At 65.9% G+C, this 20,833-nt stretch carries 20 protein-coding genes; 16 read left to right on the top strand and 4 right to left on the bottom strand.

Annotation, left to right across the window (positions count from 1 at the left end; genetic code table 11):
* Positions 1-38 precede the first annotated feature (38 nt).
* On the bottom strand, positions 39-710 hold the full coding sequence (gene trmB / locus C1725_RS03600; protein ID WP_102410313.1) for a tRNA (guanosine(46)-N7)-methyltransferase TrmB: 672 nt from the start codon (positions 708-710) through the stop codon (positions 39-41).
* Positions 711-857: 147 nt separating this feature from the next.
* Between trmB and C1725_RS03595 the strand changes: the two genes are divergently transcribed.
* Complete coding sequence (locus C1725_RS03595) at positions 858-2,492, top strand: amidohydrolase family protein (protein ID WP_102410312.1); 1,635 nt, start codon at positions 858-860, stop codon at positions 2,490-2,492.
* 20 nt (positions 2,493-2,512) lie between these two features.
* On the opposite strand, the gene C1725_RS03590 is transcribed toward C1725_RS03595, so the two are convergent.
* Positions 2,513-3,925, bottom strand: coding sequence for a helix-turn-helix domain-containing protein (locus C1725_RS03590; protein ID WP_346026303.1), 1,413 nt, complete (start codon positions 3,923-3,925; stop codon positions 2,513-2,515).
* A 133-nt stretch (positions 3,926-4,058) separates the two neighbouring features.
* On the opposite strand from C1725_RS03590, the gene C1725_RS03585 reads away from it, so the two are divergent.
* From C1725_RS03585 to purD, 11 genes are all read left to right on the top strand, one after another.
* Positions 4,059-4,517, top strand: a complete 459-nt coding sequence (locus C1725_RS03585) for an Atu1372/SO_1960 family protein (RefSeq protein WP_102410310.1) — start codon at positions 4,059-4,061, stop codon at positions 4,515-4,517.
* Positions 4,518-4,527: 10 nt separating this feature from the next.
* Positions 4,528-5,643, top strand: coding sequence for an alanine racemase (locus C1725_RS03580; protein ID WP_102410309.1), 1,116 nt, complete (start codon positions 4,528-4,530; stop codon positions 5,641-5,643).
* Between the two features lie 371 nt (positions 5,644-6,014).
* Positions 6,015-6,365: a VOC family protein gene (locus C1725_RS03575; RefSeq protein WP_102410308.1), complete on the top strand. Its 351-nt coding sequence runs from the start codon at positions 6,015-6,017 to the stop codon at positions 6,363-6,365.
* A gap of 760 nt (positions 6,366-7,125) precedes the next feature.
* Entirely contained in the window at positions 7,126-7,398 is a 273-nt protein-coding gene (locus tag C1725_RS03560; RefSeq protein ID WP_102410306.1) for a hypothetical protein, read from the top strand.
* Positions 7,399-7,656: 258 nt separating this feature from the next.
* Entirely contained in the window at positions 7,657-8,223 is a 567-nt protein-coding gene (locus C1725_RS03555) for a hypothetical protein (protein ID WP_102410305.1), read from the top strand.
* A gap of 236 nt (positions 8,224-8,459) precedes the next feature.
* Positions 8,460-8,957, top strand: a complete 498-nt coding sequence (purE, locus tag C1725_RS03550) for a 5-(carboxyamino)imidazole ribonucleotide mutase (RefSeq protein ID WP_102410304.1) — start codon at positions 8,460-8,462, stop codon at positions 8,955-8,957.
* Between the two features lie 17 nt (positions 8,958-8,974).
* The gene (purF, locus tag C1725_RS03545) at positions 8,975-10,393 is read left to right on the top strand and encodes an amidophosphoribosyltransferase (protein WP_346026301.1); all 1,419 of its coding nucleotides are present in this window, start codon (positions 8,975-8,977) and stop codon (positions 10,391-10,393) included.
* A 65-nt stretch (positions 10,394-10,458) separates the two neighbouring features.
* Positions 10,459-11,490 carry a phosphoribosylformylglycinamidine cyclo-ligase gene (gene purM, locus C1725_RS03540; RefSeq protein WP_102410302.1) on the top strand — a complete coding sequence of 344 codons (1,032 nt, stop codon included), beginning with the start codon at positions 10,459-10,461 and terminating at the stop codon, positions 11,488-11,490.
* Positions 11,487-12,110: a phosphoribosylglycinamide formyltransferase gene (gene purN / locus C1725_RS03535; RefSeq protein ID WP_102410301.1), complete on the top strand. Its 624-nt coding sequence runs from the start codon at positions 11,487-11,489 to the stop codon at positions 12,108-12,110. Before purM ends, purN begins: the two co-directional genes overlap by 4 nt.
* A 271-nt stretch (positions 12,111-12,381) precedes the next feature.
* Positions 12,382-13,188, top strand: a complete 807-nt coding sequence (locus C1725_RS03530; protein ID WP_102410300.1) for a GNAT family N-acetyltransferase — start codon at positions 12,382-12,384, stop codon at positions 13,186-13,188.
* Positions 13,189-13,303: 115 nt separating this feature from the next.
* Positions 13,304-14,569, top strand: a complete 1,266-nt coding sequence (purD, locus tag C1725_RS03525; RefSeq protein WP_102410299.1) for a phosphoribosylamine--glycine ligase — start codon at positions 13,304-13,306, stop codon at positions 14,567-14,569.
* A 67-nt stretch (positions 14,570-14,636) separates the two neighbouring features.
* On the opposite strand, the gene C1725_RS03520 is transcribed toward purD, so the two are convergent.
* Positions 14,637-15,509, bottom strand: a complete 873-nt coding sequence (locus tag C1725_RS03520) for a nucleotidyltransferase domain-containing protein (RefSeq protein ID WP_102410298.1) — start codon at positions 15,507-15,509, stop codon at positions 14,637-14,639.
* Between the two features lie 95 nt (positions 15,510-15,604).
* On the opposite strand from C1725_RS03520, the gene C1725_RS03515 reads away from it, so the two are divergent.
* The 4 genes from C1725_RS03515 to C1725_RS03500 all read left to right on the top strand — a co-directional run bounded on the left by C1725_RS03515 (position 15,605) and on the right by C1725_RS03500 (position 18,174).
* Positions 15,605-16,489 carry a CehA/McbA family metallohydrolase gene (locus tag C1725_RS03515; protein WP_102410297.1) on the top strand — a complete coding sequence of 295 codons (885 nt, stop codon included), beginning with the start codon at positions 15,605-15,607 and terminating at the stop codon, positions 16,487-16,489.
* Between the two features lie 137 nt (positions 16,490-16,626).
* Positions 16,627-16,908: a hypothetical protein gene (locus C1725_RS03510; RefSeq protein WP_102410296.1), complete on the top strand. Its 282-nt coding sequence runs from the start codon at positions 16,627-16,629 to the stop codon at positions 16,906-16,908.
* A 14-nt stretch (positions 16,909-16,922) separates the two neighbouring features.
* Entirely contained in the window at positions 16,923-17,405 is a 483-nt protein-coding gene (locus C1725_RS03505) for a sigma-70 family RNA polymerase sigma factor (protein WP_102410295.1), read from the top strand.
* The gene (locus tag C1725_RS03500) at positions 17,398-18,174 is read left to right on the top strand and encodes an anti-sigma-I factor RsgI family protein (protein WP_102410294.1); all 777 of its coding nucleotides are present in this window, start codon (positions 17,398-17,400) and stop codon (positions 18,172-18,174) included. The genes C1725_RS03505 and C1725_RS03500 overlap by 8 nt, the downstream gene beginning before the upstream one ends.
* 113 nt (positions 18,175-18,287) lie before the next feature.
* Here the strand turns inward: C1725_RS03500 and C1725_RS03495 are convergent, their stop codons facing one another.
* Complete coding sequence (locus C1725_RS03495; protein WP_102410293.1) at positions 18,288-20,816, bottom strand: excinuclease ABC subunit UvrA; 2,529 nt, start codon at positions 20,814-20,816, stop codon at positions 18,288-18,290.
* Positions 20,817-20,833 lie beyond the last annotated feature (17 nt).

Genomic DNA, 20,833 nt, shown 5'->3' with positions numbered 1-20,833 from the left:
AAGCGCCAACCCGCATAGGACTGCGTTGGCGCTTTTTGTCAATTTTGGTCCGTTTCCGGCTCCTTCACGGCGATCAGGAACTTGATGGGCACGCCCTGCGCGGCGTACTTGATCTCGTGCTCGCTCTCGTAGTTGGGGGCAAAGCCGCTCTGGTGCAGGTCGCGCGTCAGGTAGCGGACGCGAAAGCCGCACGGGGGCAGGTAGGCGAGCGACGCGTCGAACAGCGTGTCGTCGTCCGTCTTGAACCAGATTTCCCCGCCGTCCTTCAAAAACGTGCGGTATTGGCGAAGCTGGCGCGGGTGGGTCAGGCGGCGCTTTTCGTGCTTCTTCTTCTGCGACCAGGGGTTGCAGAAGCTGATGTAGATGCGCTCCGCCGCGTCCGAGGCGTCGAAGTACTGCGAGATGCACTCGATGTTCAGCGCCGCGACGATCGCGTTTTCGACCGGCGCGCCCGCGAAGGCCGCCTCGATGTTCCGCCGGGCGTAGCCCAGCACGTCGCGCACCAGGTCGATGGCCACGAAGTTGACGTCCTGGTTGTGAAGGACCATCTGCGCGGTGGAGACGCCCTTGCCGCAGCCCAGCTCCACGTGCAGGGGCTGCGCCTTGGGGAACTGTCCGGCCCAGCGGCCCCTCAGGTCGCGCGGGTCCTGCCGGTAATAGGGGCAGGCCTCCAGCTCCGGGCGGGCCCAGGGTTTTCTTCTCATGTGCATGGGGGGAGCGCTCCTTCCGCGTTCAAAAGTACCGTTTATTATACCGCGAAAGCCCCCGGTTGTAAATCGAGCGCTTGCCCCCGCGCGCCAAATCTTCTATAATAACAGCAAATCCTTTCCCCCACGGGGAAGACGGGAGGCGCTGCCATGGTCGATACCTGCATCAGCGGCGCGCGGGTGCTGACGCCGCAGGGTCTCCTCTGCGCGCGCGTGCTCCTGAAGGACGGGCGCATCGCCGCGCTCGCCCCCGCGGACGCGCCCGCGCCCGAGGCCGCGCAGTCGCTCGACGCGTCCGGGCTTTACCTGCTGCCCGGCTTCATCGACATCCACCGCCACGCGGACCTGACGCCCTTCACGGACGCGCCGTCCATCGAGGTGCCGCAGGGCGTCACCACGCAGATCTGCGGCAACTGCGGCTTTTCCGCGGCGCCCAGCGCGCCGGAGACGTTCGCGGCGCTGCGCGACTACGCCGCGCCGATCCTGGGGAACATTCCGCCCGCGCTGTGCGGGCTTACCATGCGCGCGTTCCTGCGCGAGGCGGCCGCGCGCCCGCTCCGCCTGAACACGGGCTACCTGGTCGGCGGCGGGGCGCTGCGCATCTGCGTCAAGGGCTTTGCCCCCGCGCCGCTCTCGCCCGCCGAGCTCTCCCGCCTGCTCTCCCTCCTTGAGGATGCGCTTTGCGCGGGCGCGCTGGGGCTCAGCCTGGGGCTGATGTACGCGCCGGAGTGCTACTACACCCGCGCGGAGCTGGAGGCGATCCTCGCCGTGCCCGCGCGCATGGGCAGGCCCGTCGTCGCGCACATGCGCGGGGAGGGCACGAGCGTCGTTTGCAGCGTGGAGGAGATGATCTCCCTCGCGGAGCGCACGGGCGCGCGCGTGCACATCAGCCACCTGAAGGCCGCGGGCAAAAACGTGTGGGGGCACGCGGTGGACGCGTTCCTCGCCCGGATCGACGCGGCGCGCGCCCGCGGGCTTCCCATCACGTTCGACGCCTACCCCTACGCCGCCGGTTCGACGACGCTGACCACGCTGCTGCCGCCGGAGGCGCTCGCAGGCGGCACGGAGGCGCTGCTTTCCCGCCTGCGGGAGCCCGCCGCGCGCCGCGAGATCGCGGATTCCCTGCTGCGCGAGCGGCCGGACTGGGACAACATCTTCGCGACCACGGGGGCGGAGCGCATCACGGTCGCCGCCTCCTCCGACCCGGCCGAAACGGGCCGCAGCCTCGCGCAGCTCGCGGCGCGCCGGGGCCTTCCTGCGGCGGATTTCGTCTTGGAGCTGCTCGTGCGCGATGAAGGGCGCGTGACCATCGTGGAGCACCACATGGACCCCGCGGACGTGGAGCGCATCCTGCTGCGCCCGGAGTGCATCGTCATCTCCGACGCGCTGTACGGCGCGTCCGGCAGCCCGCACCCGCGCGCTTACGGCGCCTTCCCGCGCTTCCTGCGCCGCTTCGTGCGCGAGCGGCGCCTGCTCTCCCTCCCGGAGGCGGCCGCGAAGATCACCTCCATGCCCGCGGACTTCTTCGGCCTCGCGGGCCGGGGCCGCATCGCGCCCGGCTGCCATGCGGATCTGGTGCTGCTGGATCTGGAGCGGCTCCAAGACCGCGCCACCTACGAAAACCCCCGCCAGCTCCCGGAGGGCATCCGCGCGGTCTTCGTCGGCGGGCGTCAGCAGGGCGGCGCCCCGCCCCCCGCTTCGCTCCGCGGCGGTTTAACGCCGGATGCTTCGCGCGCCGGGCGCCCGCAAACCGCCTTTCCCGGCGTCCTGCTGGGCGCGACGTAACCCCGCCGCGCCCGCGCCTCTCAGCCGCCCTCGGCCATGAACCGGGCCGCCTGCTCGTAGAGGCGCCCGACCTCCCGCACACGCGCGCTCAGGCCCTCCCTGAATCCCCGGTCCAGCAGCGCGTCCCGGTTTGGCTCCAGAAAGTAGCCGCCCTGATAGTCGATCAGCCGCTCAAACGCTTCCTTTTCCTGCGCGTACAGCGCCGCAAGCCCGCGTATCCTCGCGGCCTGGTCCGGGCACAGCGCCGCCGCCCGCGCCAGATAGGGCCCGACAAAGTGCAGGTTCGTGCCCGTCTGCACCACGCAGCTGCGGTAGGTGTCCAGCGGCCCCGGCAGCGCCTCCGCCCCCCGAAAGTCCGCGTCCTCCAGCAGCGAATCCGCCCAGGCCTCGAACGCGGCCCTTCCAAAGCAGGCCCCGTCCCGGGGCGCGAGGGCGGCGAGCGACGGGATGGCGAGCAGGGATTCCCGCACGCATTCGCCGATCGAGGGCCGCTCCTTTTTCCGCCCGAAGAAGACGAGCGCCTCGACCCGCGAGAGCCCGTCGCGCACCTGAAAGGAATTCTCTGAAAACGCGTGGTCAAATACCTCGTCCTCCGCCGTCTCCCCGGTGAACTGCGACCAGCCGATGAGCAGCTTTCCCTGCTCGCTGTAGCCGCAGACGATCGAGCAGACGGGCGGCCCCACGATGCCGAAGGCCAGCACGGGCAGTCCCCGGTCGATGCACTCCACGATCTCGCGCCGGGCGCCGTCCGGATCCGCCTGCACCTGCGCGCGCGTGCGGTAGACGTATTCGTAGCCGCAGGCGTCGAACGCGCGCCGCAGCGGAACCTGCGTCTCCTTGCACACGTTGGAGTACGAGTCGTTGTAGCGCCACCGGGGCTCAAGCCAGGTCTGTGTGAACAGATCGCCCGTGACGCCCGCGAAGAACGGGAAGTCGTAGGCCGCGTCCTCGCCCAGCGCCGCCATCGCGGAGCGCATGCAGCTGGGGAACATGTAGTTCTCCGCCCGGTTTTCGTACAGCCGCTCCACGTTCGGAATCAGCCTGCGCGACTGAATGGCCCCGCCCTCCACGCGAATCTCGATCTTGAGGGGCGAGAAGTAGTTCAGATCGCAGCGCGTCCGCCGGGCGGCGGAGGGCGTGACGCCGTGAAAGCGGGTGAACGCCTTCGTAAAGCTCTCCGGCGATTCGTATCCGTACTTCGCCGCCGCGTCGATCACCCGCGTCCGGCCGGCCGCGATCTCCTCCCCGGCCAGCGAAAGCCGCCGGCTGCGGATGTAGTCCCCCACCGTCAGGCCCGTGACGATGTGAAATATCTTTTGAAAGTAGGCGCTCGACGTAAACGCGCTCCTCGCGACGCCCTCGGCGTCCAGCTCCTCCAAGAGATGATCCTCGATGTAGTTGAGCGCCTTTTGCACGGCGTTGACCCATTCCATGACCCCGCCCCCTTTTTTCATGATTCTATCAGTTTTCCCCCGCGCCTGTCCTGTTATTTTGTGACGGCTGCTGTCCGTCCGGCGCGGCTTTTCAAATTCCATCCAAACGACAGAATACAGGAGGTACCCTCTCATGGCAACCGTCTACGAAAAACTCGCTTCCCTCGGCCTGTCGCTCCCCAATCCCCCGCCGCGCGGCGGCATCTATAGGCCGGTGCGCCAGGCCGGCAATCTGCTCTACGTCTCCGGCCAGGGCGCGACGCGCGGCGGCGTGCCCGCGCTCGTCGGCCACGTCGGCGCGGAGTGCACCGTCGAGCAGGGGCAGGAGGCCGCGCGCCTGTGCGCGCTCAACTGCCTCGCCGTGCTGCACGACTACCTGGGCGATCTGGGCCGCGTGAAGGGCCTCGTGAAGCTGCTCGGCTTCGTCGCCAGCGCGCCGGGCTTCACGCAGCAGCCCCTCGTCATGAACGGCGCCTCGCAGCTCTTCCTCGACCTCTACGGCGAGGACGGCGTCGGCGCGCGCTCGGCCATCGGCGTAAACGAGCTGCCCGGCGGCATCCCGGTCGAGATCGAGTTCATCTTTGAAATCTGAGGAGGCGCGCATGGAAGCATCCCGCTACAGGCTCCTGGACGCATCGGACGTCCCCTCGCCCCAGCTTCTCTATTACCCGGAGATCATCCGCGAAAACACGCGGCGGGCCATCGCGCTGGCGGGCGGCGCGCAGCGCCTGTGGCCGCACGTCAAGACGCACAAGTCGCTCGACCTCACGCGCATGCAGGTAGGCCTCGGCATCACGCGCTTTAAGTGCGCCACCTTCGCGGAGGCGGAGATGGCCGCGCAGGCAGGCGCGCAGGCGCTGCTCCTGGCCTACCCGCTGGTGGGCCCAAACGTCGCGCGCTTCGTGCGCCTCGCCGCGGCCTATCCGCACGTCGCGTGCTACGCCCTCGCGGACGACCTTTCGCAGCTTCGCCTGCTGGGCGCGTGCGCCCGCGCGCACGGCGCGGCCGCGAGCGTCCTGCTGGACGTCAACATGGGCATGAACCGCACCGGCGTCGCGCCCGGCGAGGCCGGCGCGTGGCTCCGTCAGGCCGCCGCCGTGCCCGGCGTCCGCCTGTGCGGCCTGCACTGCTACGACGGCCACCGCCACGAGTCCGACCCCGCCGCGCGCGCGGCCGCCGTGGCCGCCTCCCTGCGGGAGATCGACGCCCTGCGCGCGCGGCTTCCGGCGGACGGGCTCGACTGCCCCATCGTCATCATGGGCGGCACGCCCTCCTTCCCCTGCCACGCGCAGCGCCCGGGCGTCTACCTCTCGCCCGGCACCTGCTTCGTCATGGATTACGGCTACGCGCGCGACTTCCCCGACCTGCCCTTCGTGCCCGGCGCGGCCGTGCTCACCCGCGTCGTCAGCCGCCCGGCCCCCGGCCTGTTCACGCTCGACCTGGGCTGCAAGGGCATCGGCTCCGACCCCGCGGGCCCGCGCGGCCTGCTGCTCGACTGGCTGGACGCAAGCCCCCTCTTTCAAAGCGAGGAGCACTGGGTCTTTCGGATGGACGAGGGCGCTGCGCGCACCCCGCCGCCCGTCGGAACCGAGCTGTACGTGCTCCCCACGCACATCTGCCCCACCACCGCGCTCTACCCCTATGTGCTCACCGTGGAGGGCGGCCGCGTCCTGGGGGCGTGGGACGTCACCGCGCGCAACCGCAGGCTCACGATCTGAAAGCTTTCGCCCGTCCCCGCATCGCGGGGGCGGGCGTTTTGTAGGTGGAACGGACGGAGAGATTTTATTGTTTTAGATGGGCGAACATGGTATAATCAAAACGAAGCGACAAATTGGAATCTGGATGAAATAATAATTATGAGCAAATATGATTATTTATAGGAATATATACAAAAAGCAGAATTTCATCATTCAAAATGACATTCGAAGAAATACAGAATATTGCCGAAATACCAATAGACCATTTTTTCTGAAATATAAAAAAGAACTTACGGAATATGGGTATGAAGTTGGAAAAATATCCATGAAAGAGCAGACTGTCATTTTTAATAAGGTAGACTGAAAACTTAGAATTTATGGAGGAGAGAATATTGAACTGTCATATTAATTCATTATATCTATGTGTAAAAGATATGGAGAGAGCAATTCGATTTTATGAGGATTTTTTTGAAAAAGAAGTGACTATTAAAAACGAAATTTATAGTGTTTTTGATATAAATGGATTCCGCTTGGGTTTATTCGCTTTTAAAAAAATGAATGAAAAGCACAGTTTTGGAAGCAATTGTTTACCCAGTGTTGACGTTGAAAATTTAGATATTCTTAAAAGAAAAACTGAAAATTTAGAACTATGTTTTCCGTTGACGCAGATAAATGATAATTGGGTAGTAGAATTTGTTGATTCAGAGGGAAACCACATTGAATTAACGGCTCCGATTGAATAACTTCCAGTTTGTAGGGCGGCGGGGTAGGTGTTGACTATCCCGCCGCCGGTTGCTTTTACAAGTCCATATCCTGCGCCCTGCGGGGTTGCTATTCCCGCTGTTCCTGCCGCAAGATACTGTAAACGCTCCTGCGGATTTGCTCGGCTTCCTTAACCTCGTCTTGGAGAACAAGATACCTCTGATTGAGCGTTTTCCGTTCGGCGGTCAGTTTGGCATACTCCGCTTTCCATGTCTTTGTCGGTATGCTGGTTCTGCCATTTAACATGTCTTTTTGATATTGTCAATATTCCTTTGCCTTTGGATAAAGAATAGCTTTTGCGGTTATATGAATAAGCCGTAAATTGTTTCGCTGTCCGCTTGACGGGGAGCAGTTCAGTGGGGACGGCGGTTCTTCTTCGTGGGAGGTCGCCGTCCCTGTTATTTTTCTTTGAGTTTATCCAAGCTGGCATAGATTACGTCAATCCCCGCCCGGATAACCTCAGACCGCGATTTTCCTGTAACCTGACAGCAGTAGTCGAGCTTTTCTAATTCTTCTTTCGTCATTTTTGTTTCAACTCGCTCATGCCGTGGGTTGTCGGAAAGCGGTCTGCCTGTACGTGGACTCAAATGACCACCTCTCTTTTCGTCCGTATGATAAATATATTATGATACGGATCAAAAGTCAAGCGTAATACGGCAAAGTGTCCTGTAGTCCCTACGGGGAACTTTCGCCGCCTGCGGGCATGCCGCCAGCGCCGCGCAGATCCTATAGAATGTCCGCATGCAAAAAGAGAAAACGGGGAAGGCGGCGTTGATCGAGCAGCAGCTGAACGCGCGAACCTTCGATTTCATTACCGCAGCGGACAAGGGCCTCATCGTAGCCTTTACAAAGGCGCTCGAAGACCTAGGGGATACCTACGGCGGCAGCATCGGCAGCGGCTTTTGCTTGGGCAGGTACATGCTCGTCTTCCGAAAGGCGGACGTCAAATCGCGGAACGTGGCAGCGCGGGCCTTGCGCCGTAGGTTTTGCGCATCCCTGCCGGGGCCTCGATAACGCCTAAGACGCCATTTCGCCCGCGAACGGCCCAGACCTTTGCGCCCTTGCCTCACAGCTTTTCCTCTCCCGCCGGGACGTGCAGCCTTTGCATGCCCGGCACTTTGATATATCAGAAAAGATTCGCAGGTGGATTCCCCCCTGTACGGCTTGCATGCACAATCTATCCCTGATATAATTTAGGCAGATCATACAAAACCCATCAGGCTTCGGCAAAAAGGAGGCGCCTGATAGGGGCGATGAGAGGAGAAACAAACGATGAAAAGGCTGCTTTGCGTACTGCTGGTGCTTCCGATGCTCCTTCTGTCCCTAAGTGCAGCGCAGGCCGGGGACATCAACTGGCTTGAAGTCTTCCCGAATCCCATGGAAGTTACCCTCAGCGAATTAGAAGACAATTTTGCGGCTTTCTCCGCCCTGTTGGATACAGCCGACCTGCCCAAGGACCTGCATCTGGGCGCTCGCCATCCGCGCGAAGGCGATCTCTCCTCCTGCTATTGTTATTTAACGGATCATCTGTACATCGAGGTTCAGTTTGAGCCTGTCGAAGAGAAAGTGCATTCTGTTCGCATGTTTCTGAACATGGAAGATCTGACGATCAAAGAAATGTCGGCGCAGGCCGAAGAAATGTTCACCCTGGTCATCGGGCTTCTCGTGACCGTTCCGGGTACGCTGCCTTCGGCGGATACACTGCAGCTGATACTCTCCCTCTTTGAAAGCATCTCCACAGGCGAGGGCAATGCAAAGGAGCACTGCGGCGGATACAATTTCTCGATCGGAACCGATTTGGACAGCCTCAGCATGTACTTCATCATTTCAAAAGCATAATCTGCAAAGCCCCCGCCGCCCTCCGACACATCCGGTCGGGGGGCGGCGATGTGCTTTCCTGCCCGCCCGCGCGGCCTCCTTCCCCCCACTCTCCGCGCCTCGCCGCCCATTTCCCGAACATTATCAAAAAACCGTCGATAAAAGTTTGGTTTTTGCATTGCAAACGCGGCGCGCTTTTGCTATACTGGATGCGTATCTCATTGGGTCAGGACGCTTCATTGTGGAGGGAAAATATCATGCCGAAGGTAGCATTGTTCATGGGTTCGCGCAGCGACTTTCCGTCTTTGGAGGGCTGCGTGCGCGTGCTGAAGTCCTTTGATATCGACGTCACCGTGCGCGTGGCCTCCGCGCACCGCACCCCGGAGGCCGTCGCCTCGTTCGCCTTAAGCGCACGCGAGAACGGCTACGAGGTCATCCTCGCCGCGGCGGGCAAGGCCGCGCACCTGGCGGGCGTCATCGCCGGGCACACCACGCTGCCGGTCGTCGGCATTCCGGTCAAGTCCTCCTTCATGGACGGGCTGGACTCCCTGCTTTCCACCGTGCAGATGCCCACCGGCATCCCGGTCGCGACCGTCGCGGTCGGCGGCGGCGACAACGCGGCCTACCTGTGCGCGCAGATCCTTTCGATCAAGTACCCGCAAATCGCGGAAAAGCTGTCGGCGCACCGCGCGAAGATGGCCGAGGGCATCGCGAAGGACGACGCGGCCGTGGCGGAGCAGGTCAGGGCGCTATGAGCGGGAAGGAGCAGAATATGGCGGACATCAGGGAACCCGGCGACCGCATGGAGGAATACTGCGGCGTCTTCGGCATCTACGACGCCACGGGCGAGCTGAACGTCGCGCAGGCGACGTACTACGGCCTGTACGCGCTGCAGCACCGCGGCCAGGAAAGCAGCGGCATCGCCGTCTCCGACGGCCAGACGATCAAGCAATACCGCAACCTGGGCCTCGTCCCGGAGGTCTTCGACGACGAAATCCTTTCCGGGCTCACGGGCCGCATCGGCATCGGCCACGTGCGCTACTCCACCTTCGGGGAAAAGGACGTCATCAATTCCCAGCCGCTCGTCGCGCGCTGCAAGATGGGCATGCTGGCCCTCGCGCACAACGGCAGCCTGGTCAACGCGACCTCGCTGCGCACGAAGCTGGAGGATTCCGGCGCGATCTTTCAGACCTCGGTGGATACCGAGGTCATCCTCAACCTCATCGCCCGCATGTCCTCGCGCGGGCTGGACGAGGCGATCGTGCGCATGATGCAGACCGTGCGCGGCAGCTACGCGCTGGTGCTGCTCACGCAGGACAGGCTAATCGGCATCCGCGATCCCTACGGCATCCGCCCGCTGTGCCTGGGGCGCCTGGGCGAGAGCTACGTGCTCGCCAGCGAGAGCTGCGCGCTGGACGCGGTGGGCGCCGAGTTCGTGCGCGACGTGCGCCCGGGCGAGGTCGTGGTGATCGACCGGGACGGCCTGCGCACCTTCCACGTGCCCGCGCCGCTGCAAAGCAAGCTGTGCGTGTTCGAGTTCGTGTACTTCGCCCGCACCGATTCGATCATCGACGGGGTCGGCGTCTACGCCGCGCGCAAGGATGCGGGCCGCCGCCTCGCGGTCGGGGACGACGTCAAGGCCGACATGGTCATCGGCGTGCCGGACAGCGCGCTGCCCGCGGCCATCGGCTACAGCGAGCAGTCGGGCATTCCCTACGGCGAGGGGCTCGCGAAGAACCGCTACGTCGGCCGCACGTTCATCCAGCCGGAGCAGGGCATGCGCGAAATCGGCGTGCGCACCAAGCTCAACGCGCTCGCGCGCAACGTGCGCGGCAAGCGCCTGGTGCTGGTGGACGACTCCATCGTGCGCGGCACGACCAGCCGCAAGATCGTCGAAATGCTGCGCACCGCCGGCGCGCGCGAGGTGCACATGCGCATCTCCTCCCCGCCCGTGCTCAGCCCCTGCTACTTCGGCGTGGACATCGCCACCACCGAGGAGCTGGTCGGCCACGGCCGCAGCGTCGAGGAAATCTGCAACCTCATCGGCGCGGATTCGCTCAAGTTCCTCTCGCAGGAGGACCTGCTGCGCACGGTCGAAAGCTCCGGGTGCGGGTTCTGCACCGGCTGCTTCGACGGCTGCTACCCCATCAACCCCTGCGAGGACGAGGCCGAGCTGGTGCTCGACCTGTAAAAGGCGGGGCTTTCCGCCCGCGTCTTCCCATCGTCTTCCTTCCGCCAAAGAGAAAGGATGGTCCTATGATTACGTATAAGGATGCCGGCGTGGACGTCGAGCGCGGCTATGAGGCCGTAAAGCGCATGAAGCAGCACGTGCAGAGGACGTTCGACGAGAACGTGCTGGGCGGACTCGGGTCGTTCGGCGGCTTTTACTCCATCGAGAACGAGGGGCTGAAAAAGCCGGTGCTCGTCGCGGGCACGGACGGCGTGGGCACCAAGCTCAAGCTCGCCTTCCTGATGGACAAGCACGACACCGTGGGCATCGACTGCGTGGCCATGTGCGTCAACGACGTCGTGTGCCAGGGCGCGCGGCCGCTGCTGTTCCTGGACTACCTCGCCACCGGCTACCTCGACCCGCAGAAGGTCGAGCAGATCGTCGCGGGCGTCGCGGAGGGCTGCCGTCAGGCGGGCTGCGCGCTCATCGGCGGCGAGACGGCCGAGATGCCGGGCTTCTATTCGGACGGCGAGTACGACCTGGCGGGCTTCACCGTCGGCATCGTGGACAGGGAAAAGTCCATCAGTGGCGAGCGTGTCGCGGTGGGCGACGTGCTGGTCGGCCTCGCGTCCTCCGGCGTTCACTCCAACGGCTATTCGCTGGTGCGCAGGCTCTGCCTGACGGAGGATACCGACCTTTCCGCCTACGTGCCGGAGCTGGGCAAGTCCCTGGGCGAGGAGCTGCTCACCCCCACGCGCATCTACGTGAAGAGCGCGCTTTCGCTGTGCGGGGCGTTCGACATCCACGGCATCGCGCACATCACGGGCGGCGGGTTCATCGAGAACATCCCGCGCATCCTGCCGGGCGGCCTCGCGGCCCGCATCGAGCGCGGCGCGTGGCCGGTGCCGCCCATCTTCGGGATGCTGCGGCGTCTGGGCCAGATGGAGGATAGGCAGATCTACAACACGTTCAACATGGGCGTCGGCATGGTGCTCGCCGTGCGCCCCGAGGACGCGGACGCGGTGATCGCGCGCGCCTGCGAGCTGGGCGAAAAGGCCTACCGCATCGGCACGGTCGAGGCGCAGGCCGAGGGCGGCGAAAGGCTGGTGCTCGCATGAGCACGCGCATCGCGGTGCTCTGCTCCGGCGGCGGCACCAATCTACAGGCGATCCTCGACGCCATCGACGCGGGCGAGATCGACGGCGAGGTGGTGCTGGTGCTCGCGAACGCCTCCCGCGCCTACGCGCTGGAGCGCGCGCGCGCGCGCGGCGTCGAGGCCGTCTTCGTCAGCCGAAAGCAGGCGGGCAGCGCGGAGGCGTTCAACGACGAAATCCTCCGCCAGCTCCTTCGCGTGCGCGCGGAGCTGGTGGTGCTCGCGGGCTACCTGCCCATCGTGGGGCCGCAGGTGGTCGCATCGTTCCCCCACCGCATCCTCAACATCCACCCGGCGCTGATCCCCGCCTTCTGCGGCGTGGGCATGTACGGCCATCACGTGCACGAGGCGGTGATCGCCTACGGCGCGAAGGTCTCCGGCGCGACCGTGCACTTCGTGGACGAGCAGGTGGATCACGGCTGTATCGTGATGCAGGAAAGCGTGCCGGTGCTTGAGACCGACGACGCGGACGCGCTGGCCGCGCGCGTGCTGACGGTGGAGCACCGCATCCTGCCGCGGAGCGTTTCCCTCTTCTGCGCTGGAAAATTGCGGGTAGATGGAAGGCGGGTATTTGTGGTAGAATAAAAGAACCAGATCTCCGTCGGTGATGCAACCGGCAGCATGCCGGTTTGCTATGCAAATCCCCTCGTCAGGCGTCGGCCTCGGGCACGGAGCCATGGGGTTTGCAGATCTTCGTCGGTGATGCAGCCGGCAGCATGCCGGTTTGTTTTGCCAAAATTCGCGTAAATTGGCTGAGAAACCTTGCCTACCGGCGGATTTTAGCGTAATATAAAGGTTCGTAGGCCCGCCCGCAGCCGGGCGCGCCTGTTCACCACGGATATAAGGAGAGCCTTCGATGAAGATATACCATCCGCAAAGCGGCTTTAGCGGCGCTACGCGGGATCAGTGTTTTCTCGTCTCGGACAACGCGGGCGTCGAGCTGGGCCAGGGCTCGGTCGTCTCCCGCAACGTCCGCGACATCTATCCCGAGCGTCCGCTGGAGATCGTGATGGACATGGACGCGCACCCGCGCGCGCGCGACATGCTCTACGGCGCGCTGCGTGCCGAGGCCGCCGTGCTGCACCGGCAGGCCGGGCGCGCGCCGGGGCGGCTTTACATCGCCTGCCAGATGGGCGACGTAGAGCGCTACCACTACTTCAAGTCCCTCGGCTTCGACGACACGGACGGCGACGAGCTGTTCGTATGGCGGCTGAGCAAGCACGAGCGCACGGTCTACCCGCCGCTTTCGACGCAGATCATCGAAATCCCGCGCCGCAGCCGCGCGGAGGCTGAGGGCGTCGTGCGCCGCATGCAGGCCTTCGGCGCGGGCGAGCACGCGGTGGAATGGCTGGAGGACGTCTCCCGCACGCCGAACTTCTGCGCCTTCGCGGTCTACGGCGGCTCCGAGCTCTGGGGCGAGATCGTCGTCACCGGCGAGGACCAGGAGGCCAAGATCGAGGCGCTGTACACCGTGCCCAAGTACCGCAGCCACGACGTGGCCACGGCCCTGCTCAGCCAGGTGCGCCTCACGCTGCTGGAGCGCGGGGTCAAGTTCGTGCGCATGAACGTGCCCCGGCGGAACCTGCGGGCCATGCGCCTGCTGCAGCGCATGCACTTTGAATGGGTGCGCACGGACCAGCTCTTCCTGGGCGTGGATCTTTGATTTCCCGCGCCCGCTTTGCCGCCTCGCTCCCTTCGGGCGGGGCGTCTTTTGTCCACCGCGCGGCGCGCTTTTCCGGGCGCGCCCGCTTCTTTCTTTGCATAAGGAGGTTTTCCCCATGAAGGTACTCGTCATCGGCGGCGGCGGGCGCGAGCACGCGGTCTGCCTGGCCCTTTCAAAGTCCGAGCGCGTGACGGAGCTGCTGTGCGCGCCGGGCAACGGCGGCATCGCCCGCGTCGCCCGCTGCATCCCGGAGGTCAAGGCGACGGACGTCGAGGGCATCGTGCGCCTTTCCAAGGAGGAGCACGTGGACTTCGTGGTCGTCACCCCGGACGACCCGCTGGCGCTGGGCTGCGTGGACCGGCTGGAGGCGGAGGGCATCCGCGCCTTCGGCCCGACGCAGGCGGCCGCGCGCATGGAGTCGAGCAAGATCTTCTCCAAGGAGCTGATGCGCAAATACCACATCCCCACCGCGAAGTGCGAGGTCTTCACGGACTGCGCGCAGGCGCTTTCCTACCTGGACACGCAGGAAGCGCCCATCGTCGTCAAGGCGGACGGCCTCGCGCTGGGCAAGGGCGTCGTCGTCGCGCAGACGATCGACGAGGCGAAGGAGGCCGTGCGCGACATGATGCAGGGCCACAAGTTCGGGGAATCCGGCGCGCGCGTGCTGATCGAGGAGTGCATGTTCGGCCGCGAGGTGACGGTGCTGTGCTTCTGCGACGGCAAGACCCTGCGCCCCATGCCCGCCTCGCAGGACCACAAGCGCGCCTTCGACGGCGACCTGGGCCCGAACACGGGCGGCATGGGGGCCTTCGCCCCGAGCCCCCTGTACACCCCGGCCATCGCGCAGCGCGTGGAGCGCGAAATCCTGCAGCCGACCCTCGCGGCGATGAACGCCGAGGGCTTCACGTTCAAGGGCGTGCTCTACGTCGGCCTGATGATGACCCCGACCGGCCCGCGCGTCGTCGAGTACAACGCGCGCTTCGGCGACCCGGAGACGCAGGCCATCCTGCCCCTGCTGGACGCCGACCTCATGGCCATCTTCGAGGCGGTGGAGGCCGGCCGCTTAAAGGACGCCGAGATCCGCTGGAAGAACGAGTCCGCGGCCTGCGTCGTGCTCGCCTCCGGCGGCTACCCGGGCGCGTACGCGTCGGGCCTTGAAATCACCGGCATCGAGGACGCCGCCGCGCTGGGCGCGACCGTGTACCACGCGGGCACGCGCGCGCAGGGCGGGCGCGTGTACACCGCGGGCGGCCGCGTGCTGGGCGTCACCGCCACCGCGCGCACGCTGCGCGAGGCCGTGGACCGCGCCTACGCCGCCGCCGGCAGGATTCACTTCGACGGCATGCACATGCGCCGCGACATCGGCAGCCGGGACGCATAAACCGGACAATCCAGCGTGCCCCCGCGCAAAAAGCCTTTTGCGCGGGGGCACGCTTTGTCCGTCCGTCTTATCTGCCGTCCGCGCCGCGCTCCGCCAGCGCGCGCACCTCGGCGCAAAGCGCCGCCAGCGCCTCCACGGATTGCGCGAGGCGCTCCCGCGAGAGCGAGAGGGCAGCCTCCGCCCGTTCGCGGTAGCGCGAAGGGACGCGCGCGAGGCCCTCCGCGCGCAGCGTCGCCTTCTTCTCGTTGAGCAGGTACGCGCGGTTCAGCGCGAACAGCGCCTGGTTGAGCGCCGACACCGTCCGAAAGAGCTGCCCGCAGACGTAGTAGACGTCCCCGCCGCGGGCGCTCTTTCGCGCCAGCGCCAGGGAGAAGTCCGCCTCGAACAAGAAGAAGTCGAGGAGCGCCCCGCGCAGCGCCTCCGGGTACGCCTGCGCGCGCGCCTTGAGCGCTAAAAGCGCCGCGTCCGGCACGCAAAGCGCCTTCGCGCACGCCAGCTCCCCGCGGTACATTACGTCGAGGTACGCGTGCGGGTGCCCCGGCTGATAGTGCGCGGAAAAGCGCCCCGCGTCCGTCTCCTCCACGGCCCGGCGCACTCGCTCTGCGTCCCGGCAGATCAAATCCACCGGGCAGCCGTCCACCGTCAGCCACCCGCCGCAGTTCACCCAGCCGCCCCAGCCGCCCTCGCCGCAGACGAGGCCCGGCCGGTGCGCGTCGTCCAGCTCCCGCGCGGCCTCGCTGAGCTGTCCCGCGTCAAAGCCCGCCGGGTCGTAGTACACCCCGATGTCCACGTCCGAATCCGCCGTCGCGCTGCCGGTCGCCCGCGAGCCGCCCAGCACCACGCCGCGAACGAACGGGCAGCGCGCGACCGTCCGCGCGATCTGCGCGATCCGCTCCTCCGTCATGTACATCCCCTCCACGCTCTGTTTCGCCGCCTTCATTATACCGCGTCCGCACCGCGCCGTCCACCCGGCCCGTTGACATCCCCAGCCGCATTTCGTATAATGCAACCAAACGCTACGTTCGGAGGTACGGCATGAAGCTTTTTGACGAATCCCTTGGCTTTTTCAAGGGCAATACCCATATGCACACCACGCTCAGCGACGGGCGGCTTTCGCCCGCGGACGCCATCGCGCGCTACGCCGCGCAGGGCTACGACTTCGTCACCCTCACCGACCACCGGGTGATCTCGCCGGAGCGCCGCGAGCAGGGGCTGCTGGTGCTCTCGGGCACGGAGCTGGACTACGGCTTTTCCAATCAGGTCGTCCACATCACGGCGCTGGGCCTTGCGGCCGCGTTCGACGCGCAGGCGGTCTGCGACGAGGACGCGGGCGCGCGGCCGGAGGACGGCGTCGCCGCTATCCGCGCGGCGGGCGGCCGGGCCATCCTCGCCCACCCCTGCTGGTCGCTCAACACCCTGGAAATGCTCGCGCGGCTCGACGGCATTGCCGCGCTGGAAATCTACAACACGGTCTCCGGCTCGCCCTGGAACGCCGACCGCGCTGAATCCGCCTCGTTTTCGGACGTGGCGAGCACGAACGGGCGCGTCGTACCGGTCGTGGGCGCGGACGACGCGCACTTCTACGACGGCGACGAGTGCCAGACCTGCATCCTCGTCAACGCCCGCGAGCTGACGCGGGAGGCGCTGCTGGAGGCCGTGGACGCCGGGCGCTTTTACGCCACGCGCGGCCCGCGCATCGAGCAGGCGGAGCTTGCGGACGGGCGGCTGACCGTCCGCTGCCGCGGCGCGCAGAAGGTCATCTTCTACTCCAACAACGTCTGGACCGAGGGCCGCTGCCAGGTGGGCGACGACATCCGCGAGGCCGTCTACGCCCTGCGCCGCTCCGACCGCTTCGTGCGCGTGGAGGTCGTGGACGCGGCCGGACGCAAGGCGTACCTGAGCCCGATTCCGGTTCGCTGAGCGCGGTTTCAACGGGTTTTCCGCCGCGCCGCAAAGGAAGCAGAATTTTTTGAGGCGCTTTGAATGGATCGCGGCAATTCCGTCGTATTCAAGGTGAAGTCAGCAATGACCATCCTGAATGGAGCGGAGGAATTTTTATGAAGCGGGTACTCATCGGGGCTTTGGCGGCGATTCTGGTTTTGTCCCTTGGAACGGCGGGCGCGCTGGCCGCCGGCCAGGGCAAGGGCCGCGGTCCCCATTACGTCGATGTCCACGGCGGCGGCATCTGCGTTAGCTGCCAGGGCAGGAACTTCACGGACGCCGACGGCGACGGCGTCTGCGACGCCGCCGGGGAGCGCTGCCGCGACGCCGGGTGCGGCGGACGGGGAAGCGGCTTCGCCGTCCGGGGCTGCGGTTTCCGAGGCGGCCGAAACAGATAACGGGTGGCGGCAGCATGCGGAGCGAACAAGAAGTAAACAGCGCGATCGAGCGATATTCTCACATGATCCGGCGGCTTTGCATGGTACATCTGAAGAATTACGCGGACACCGAGGACATCTTTCAAACCGTGTTTTTGAAGTATGTCCTGTCTTCCGTCTCCTTCGAGAGCGAAGAGCACGAAAAGGCGTGGTTCATTCGGGTGACGGTCAACGCCTGCAAGGATCTGCTCAAGCGTTTTTTCCGCGGCCGGACGGTCTCTTTGGACGAAGTCCTCGAGCCGGCGGCGGAATGTACGGCGGAGGACAGAGAAGTGCTGGAGGCCGTGCTGTCCCTTCCCCCCAGGTACAAGGACGCCGTCTATCTCCACTATTACGAGGGGTATACCGCCCCGCAGATCAGCCGGATTTTAGGGAAAAACGTGAACACGGTTTACACGCTCCTGACCCGTTCCAAGCAGCTGCTGCGCGAGAAGCTGGGAGGTGACGGTTATGAATGACAGGCTCCAAAGGGCGCTGGGCAAGGTGCAGGCGGACGAAGCGTTAAAGCGCAGCACAAAGGCGTATCTGTACCGAAAGACAGGGGGCTACGCGGGCGCGGGGGCCGTCCGCCGCCGGCGTCTGCTCCCCGCCCTGGCGTGTTTGGCGTTGCTCCTGCTCGGCGGGCGCTGGCTCTACTTCACCCCGTCGTTTGCCATCAGCATCGACGTAAACCCCTCCCTGGAGCTGGGCGTGAACCGGTTCGACCGAATCGTCTCCGTTCAGGGCTATAACAGCGACGGGCAGGAGCTGGCGGATTCGCTGAACCTGAAATACCTGAACTACGCCGAAGCGGTCAACCGGGTATTGTCCAGCGACACCGTGCGCGCGCTGCTGGCGGGCAACGAGCTGTTGGCCATCGGCGTCGTCGGCTCGGACGACGCGCGCTCCGCCGAGGCGGTGTCCAAAATAGAATCCGCCTGCACGGCCGGGCGGATGAACGCGTACTGCTATTACGCCCGTTCGGACGAGGTGCGGGAGGCGCACGAGCTGGGCCTCTCCTATGGCAAGTACCGGGCGTATTGCGAATACCGGGCGCTCGATCCCTCCATTACCGTCGAAGAGGTGCAGCGCATGACCATGCGGGAACTGCGGGACGCCATCGACGCGCTGTCTTCGGGCGGCGACGCCGGGGCGGGCTTGGAAAACAGGAATGCGCACGGCGGCCGCGGCATAGGCAACGGGCCGGGGCGCGGGCAGGGAAACGGCGGCGGCGCAGGCAGGCCCTAGGCGGGGCGAGGCCGCCGCGGAAATTCAAGGCGGGAAGGCCCTTCAAACGGCCTTCCCGCCCTTTTTATCTTGGGAAACGCTTTCAAATCAGCGCCGCGCGCGGCCTCTTCGCGTCATTTTTCCTCGCGCAGGTACTTCCCGGTCAGGCTCCTCTCGTCCCGCGAAATCTCCTGCGGCGTGCCCGCCGCCACGATCCGGCCGCCCGCCTCGCCGCCGCCCGGCCCCATGTCCACCACGTAGTCGGCGTTCCGGATCATGTCCAGGTCGTGCTCGATGACGATCACCGTCGCCCCGCTCTCGATCAGCCTTTGAAACACGCCGATCAGCACCCGCACGTCCAGCGGGTGCAGCCCGATCGTCGGCTCGTCGAACACGAAGACCGCGTCGTGCTGGGCCCTGCCCATCTCCGCGGCCAGCTTGAGCCGCTGCGCCTCGCCGCCGGACAGGCTCGGGGTGGCCTCCCCGAGCGTAAGATAGCCCAGCCCCAGATCCGATAGCACCTGCAGCCGCTCCCGAACCTTTGCGACGTCCGCAAAGCGCTCCAGCGCCTGCTCCACGGTCATTCCCATCAGCTCCGGCAGCGAGAGGCCGGGATCGTCCGCCGCCGCCCCGCGGGGACGGTAGCGGATGCGCTCGGCCTCGCGCCCATACCGGAAGCCCCCGCAGTCGGGACATACGATGTCCACGTCCGGCAGGAACTGCACGTCCATCGTGATCTGTCCCGTGCCGTCGCAGCCGGGGCAGCGCAGCGCGCCCGTGTTGTAGGAAAAATCGCCGGCCTTATAGCCCGCCGCCTTCGCCCCGGGCACGGCGGCGAAGAGCCGCCGCAGGTCGTCCAGCACGCCGCTGTAGGTCGCCACGGTGGAGCGGACGTTGAGCCCGATGGGCGTGGCGTCGATGAGGTTCACCCGGCCGATGCCGGGGGCCTCCGCCTCCCTGACGTGATCGGGCAGCGGCCCGCCGTCGATCCGCGCCCGCAGGGCCGGAATCAGGCTTTCCAAAATGAGCGTGGTCTTGCCCGAGCCGGAAACGCCCGTGACGGCCACCAGCCGCCCCTTGGGGATGTCCAGCTTCAGCGCGCGCACGGTGTGCAGCGGCGCGGTCGCAAGCCGGATGTGCCCGTGCGCAAACAGCGCCTCCGGGTCGGCCCGCTCCCGGACGACGGTCTGTTCGCTCCCGGTCAGGAACCCGGCGAGCAGGGACTCGGGCGCCCCCGACGCGTCCGCCACCGTCCCCTGAAAGAGCACGCGCCCGCCGTGCGCGCCCGCGCCGGGGCCCATCTCGATCAGCCACTGGGCGGCCTTCATCACCCGCACGTCGTGGTCGATCAGCACGACGGAATTGCCGTGCGCGATCAGGTCGTCCACCACTCCCAGCAAACCGTCCACGTTGGAGGGATGCAGGCCGATGGACGGCTCGTCCAGCACGTACAGGACGCCGGTGGTGCGGTTGCGCACCGCGCGGGCGAGCTGCGCCCGCTGCCGCTCCCCGGTGGAGAGCGTGTTCCCCGCCCGGTCGAGCGCGATGTAGCCCAGCCCCAGGTCCGTGAGGCGCCGGGCCGTGTTCAGGAACTGGCCGCAGATGCTCTTCGCCATGTCCCGCAGCTCCTCCGGCATGCCCGCGGGAACCTCCCGCACCCAGGGGATCAGCGCGTCCAGCGTCATGGCCGCGGCCTCGTCCAGCCGCTTTCCGCACAGGCGCGTGGAGCGGGCCTGCTCGCTCAGCCTCGTGCCGCCGCAGTCCGGGCAGACGTCCTGCCGGAGAAAACGCTCCACCCGCTTCATGCCCTTGTCGTCCCTGGCCTTCGCCAGCGCGTTTTCCACGGTGTAGACCGCGTTGTAGTAGGTAAAGTCCAGCTCGGCAGCCTGGTTGCTGCTTTTCGCCTTGTACAGGATGTGCTTCTTTTCCGCCGGACCGTGGAAGACGATTTCCCGCTCCGCCGCCGTCAGCTCGCAAAAGGGCACGTCCGTGCGCACGCCCATCGCCCGGCACACGTCGGTCATCAGCGACCACATCAGCGAATTCCAGGGGGCCACGGCGCCGCCGTCGATCGTGAGGGATTCGTCCGGCACGAGCGTCGCCTCGTCCACGGTCCGCACCACGCCCGTGCCGCCGCAGGTCCGGCAGGCGCCCGTGCTGTTGAAGGAAAAGCTCTCGGCGCTGGGGCCCTCAAACGCGGCCCCGCACGCTGGGCAGACGAGCGGCTTTCCCGCCGCCACGCGCGCCGACGGCGGCAGCATGTGCCCGTTCGGGCAGCGGTGGCTGCCCAGCCGCGAGAACATGAGCCGCAGGGGGCTCTGCAGCTCGGTGGCCGTGCCGAAGGTGCTGCGCACCCCCGGCACGGCGGGCCGCTGGTGGAGGGCCAGCGCCGCGGGGACGTACTCGATGCTGTCGATCTTCGCCTCCGCCGCCTGCGTCATGCGCCGCCGGGTATAGGCGGACAGCGCCTCCAGATAGCGTCGGGAGCCCTCGGCGTACAGCACGCCCAGCGCCAGCGAGGACTTGCCGGAGCCCGACACCCCGGCGATGCCCACCAGCCTGCCCAAAGGGATGTCCAGGTCGATATTCTTGAGATTGTGCACGCGGGCGCCGCGAACCTCGATGTGGTCCGGCGCGCCCCGGCGTTCGGTTGACTGGCTCATAGGTTTTGCTCCTTGTG

It is taken from the genome of Beduinella massiliensis (assembly GCF_900199405.1).
Lineage (GTDB): Bacteria > Bacillota > Clostridia > Christensenellales > Aristaeellaceae > Beduinella > Beduinella massiliensis.
This window is presented reverse-complemented; position numbering and strand designations above follow the sequence as displayed.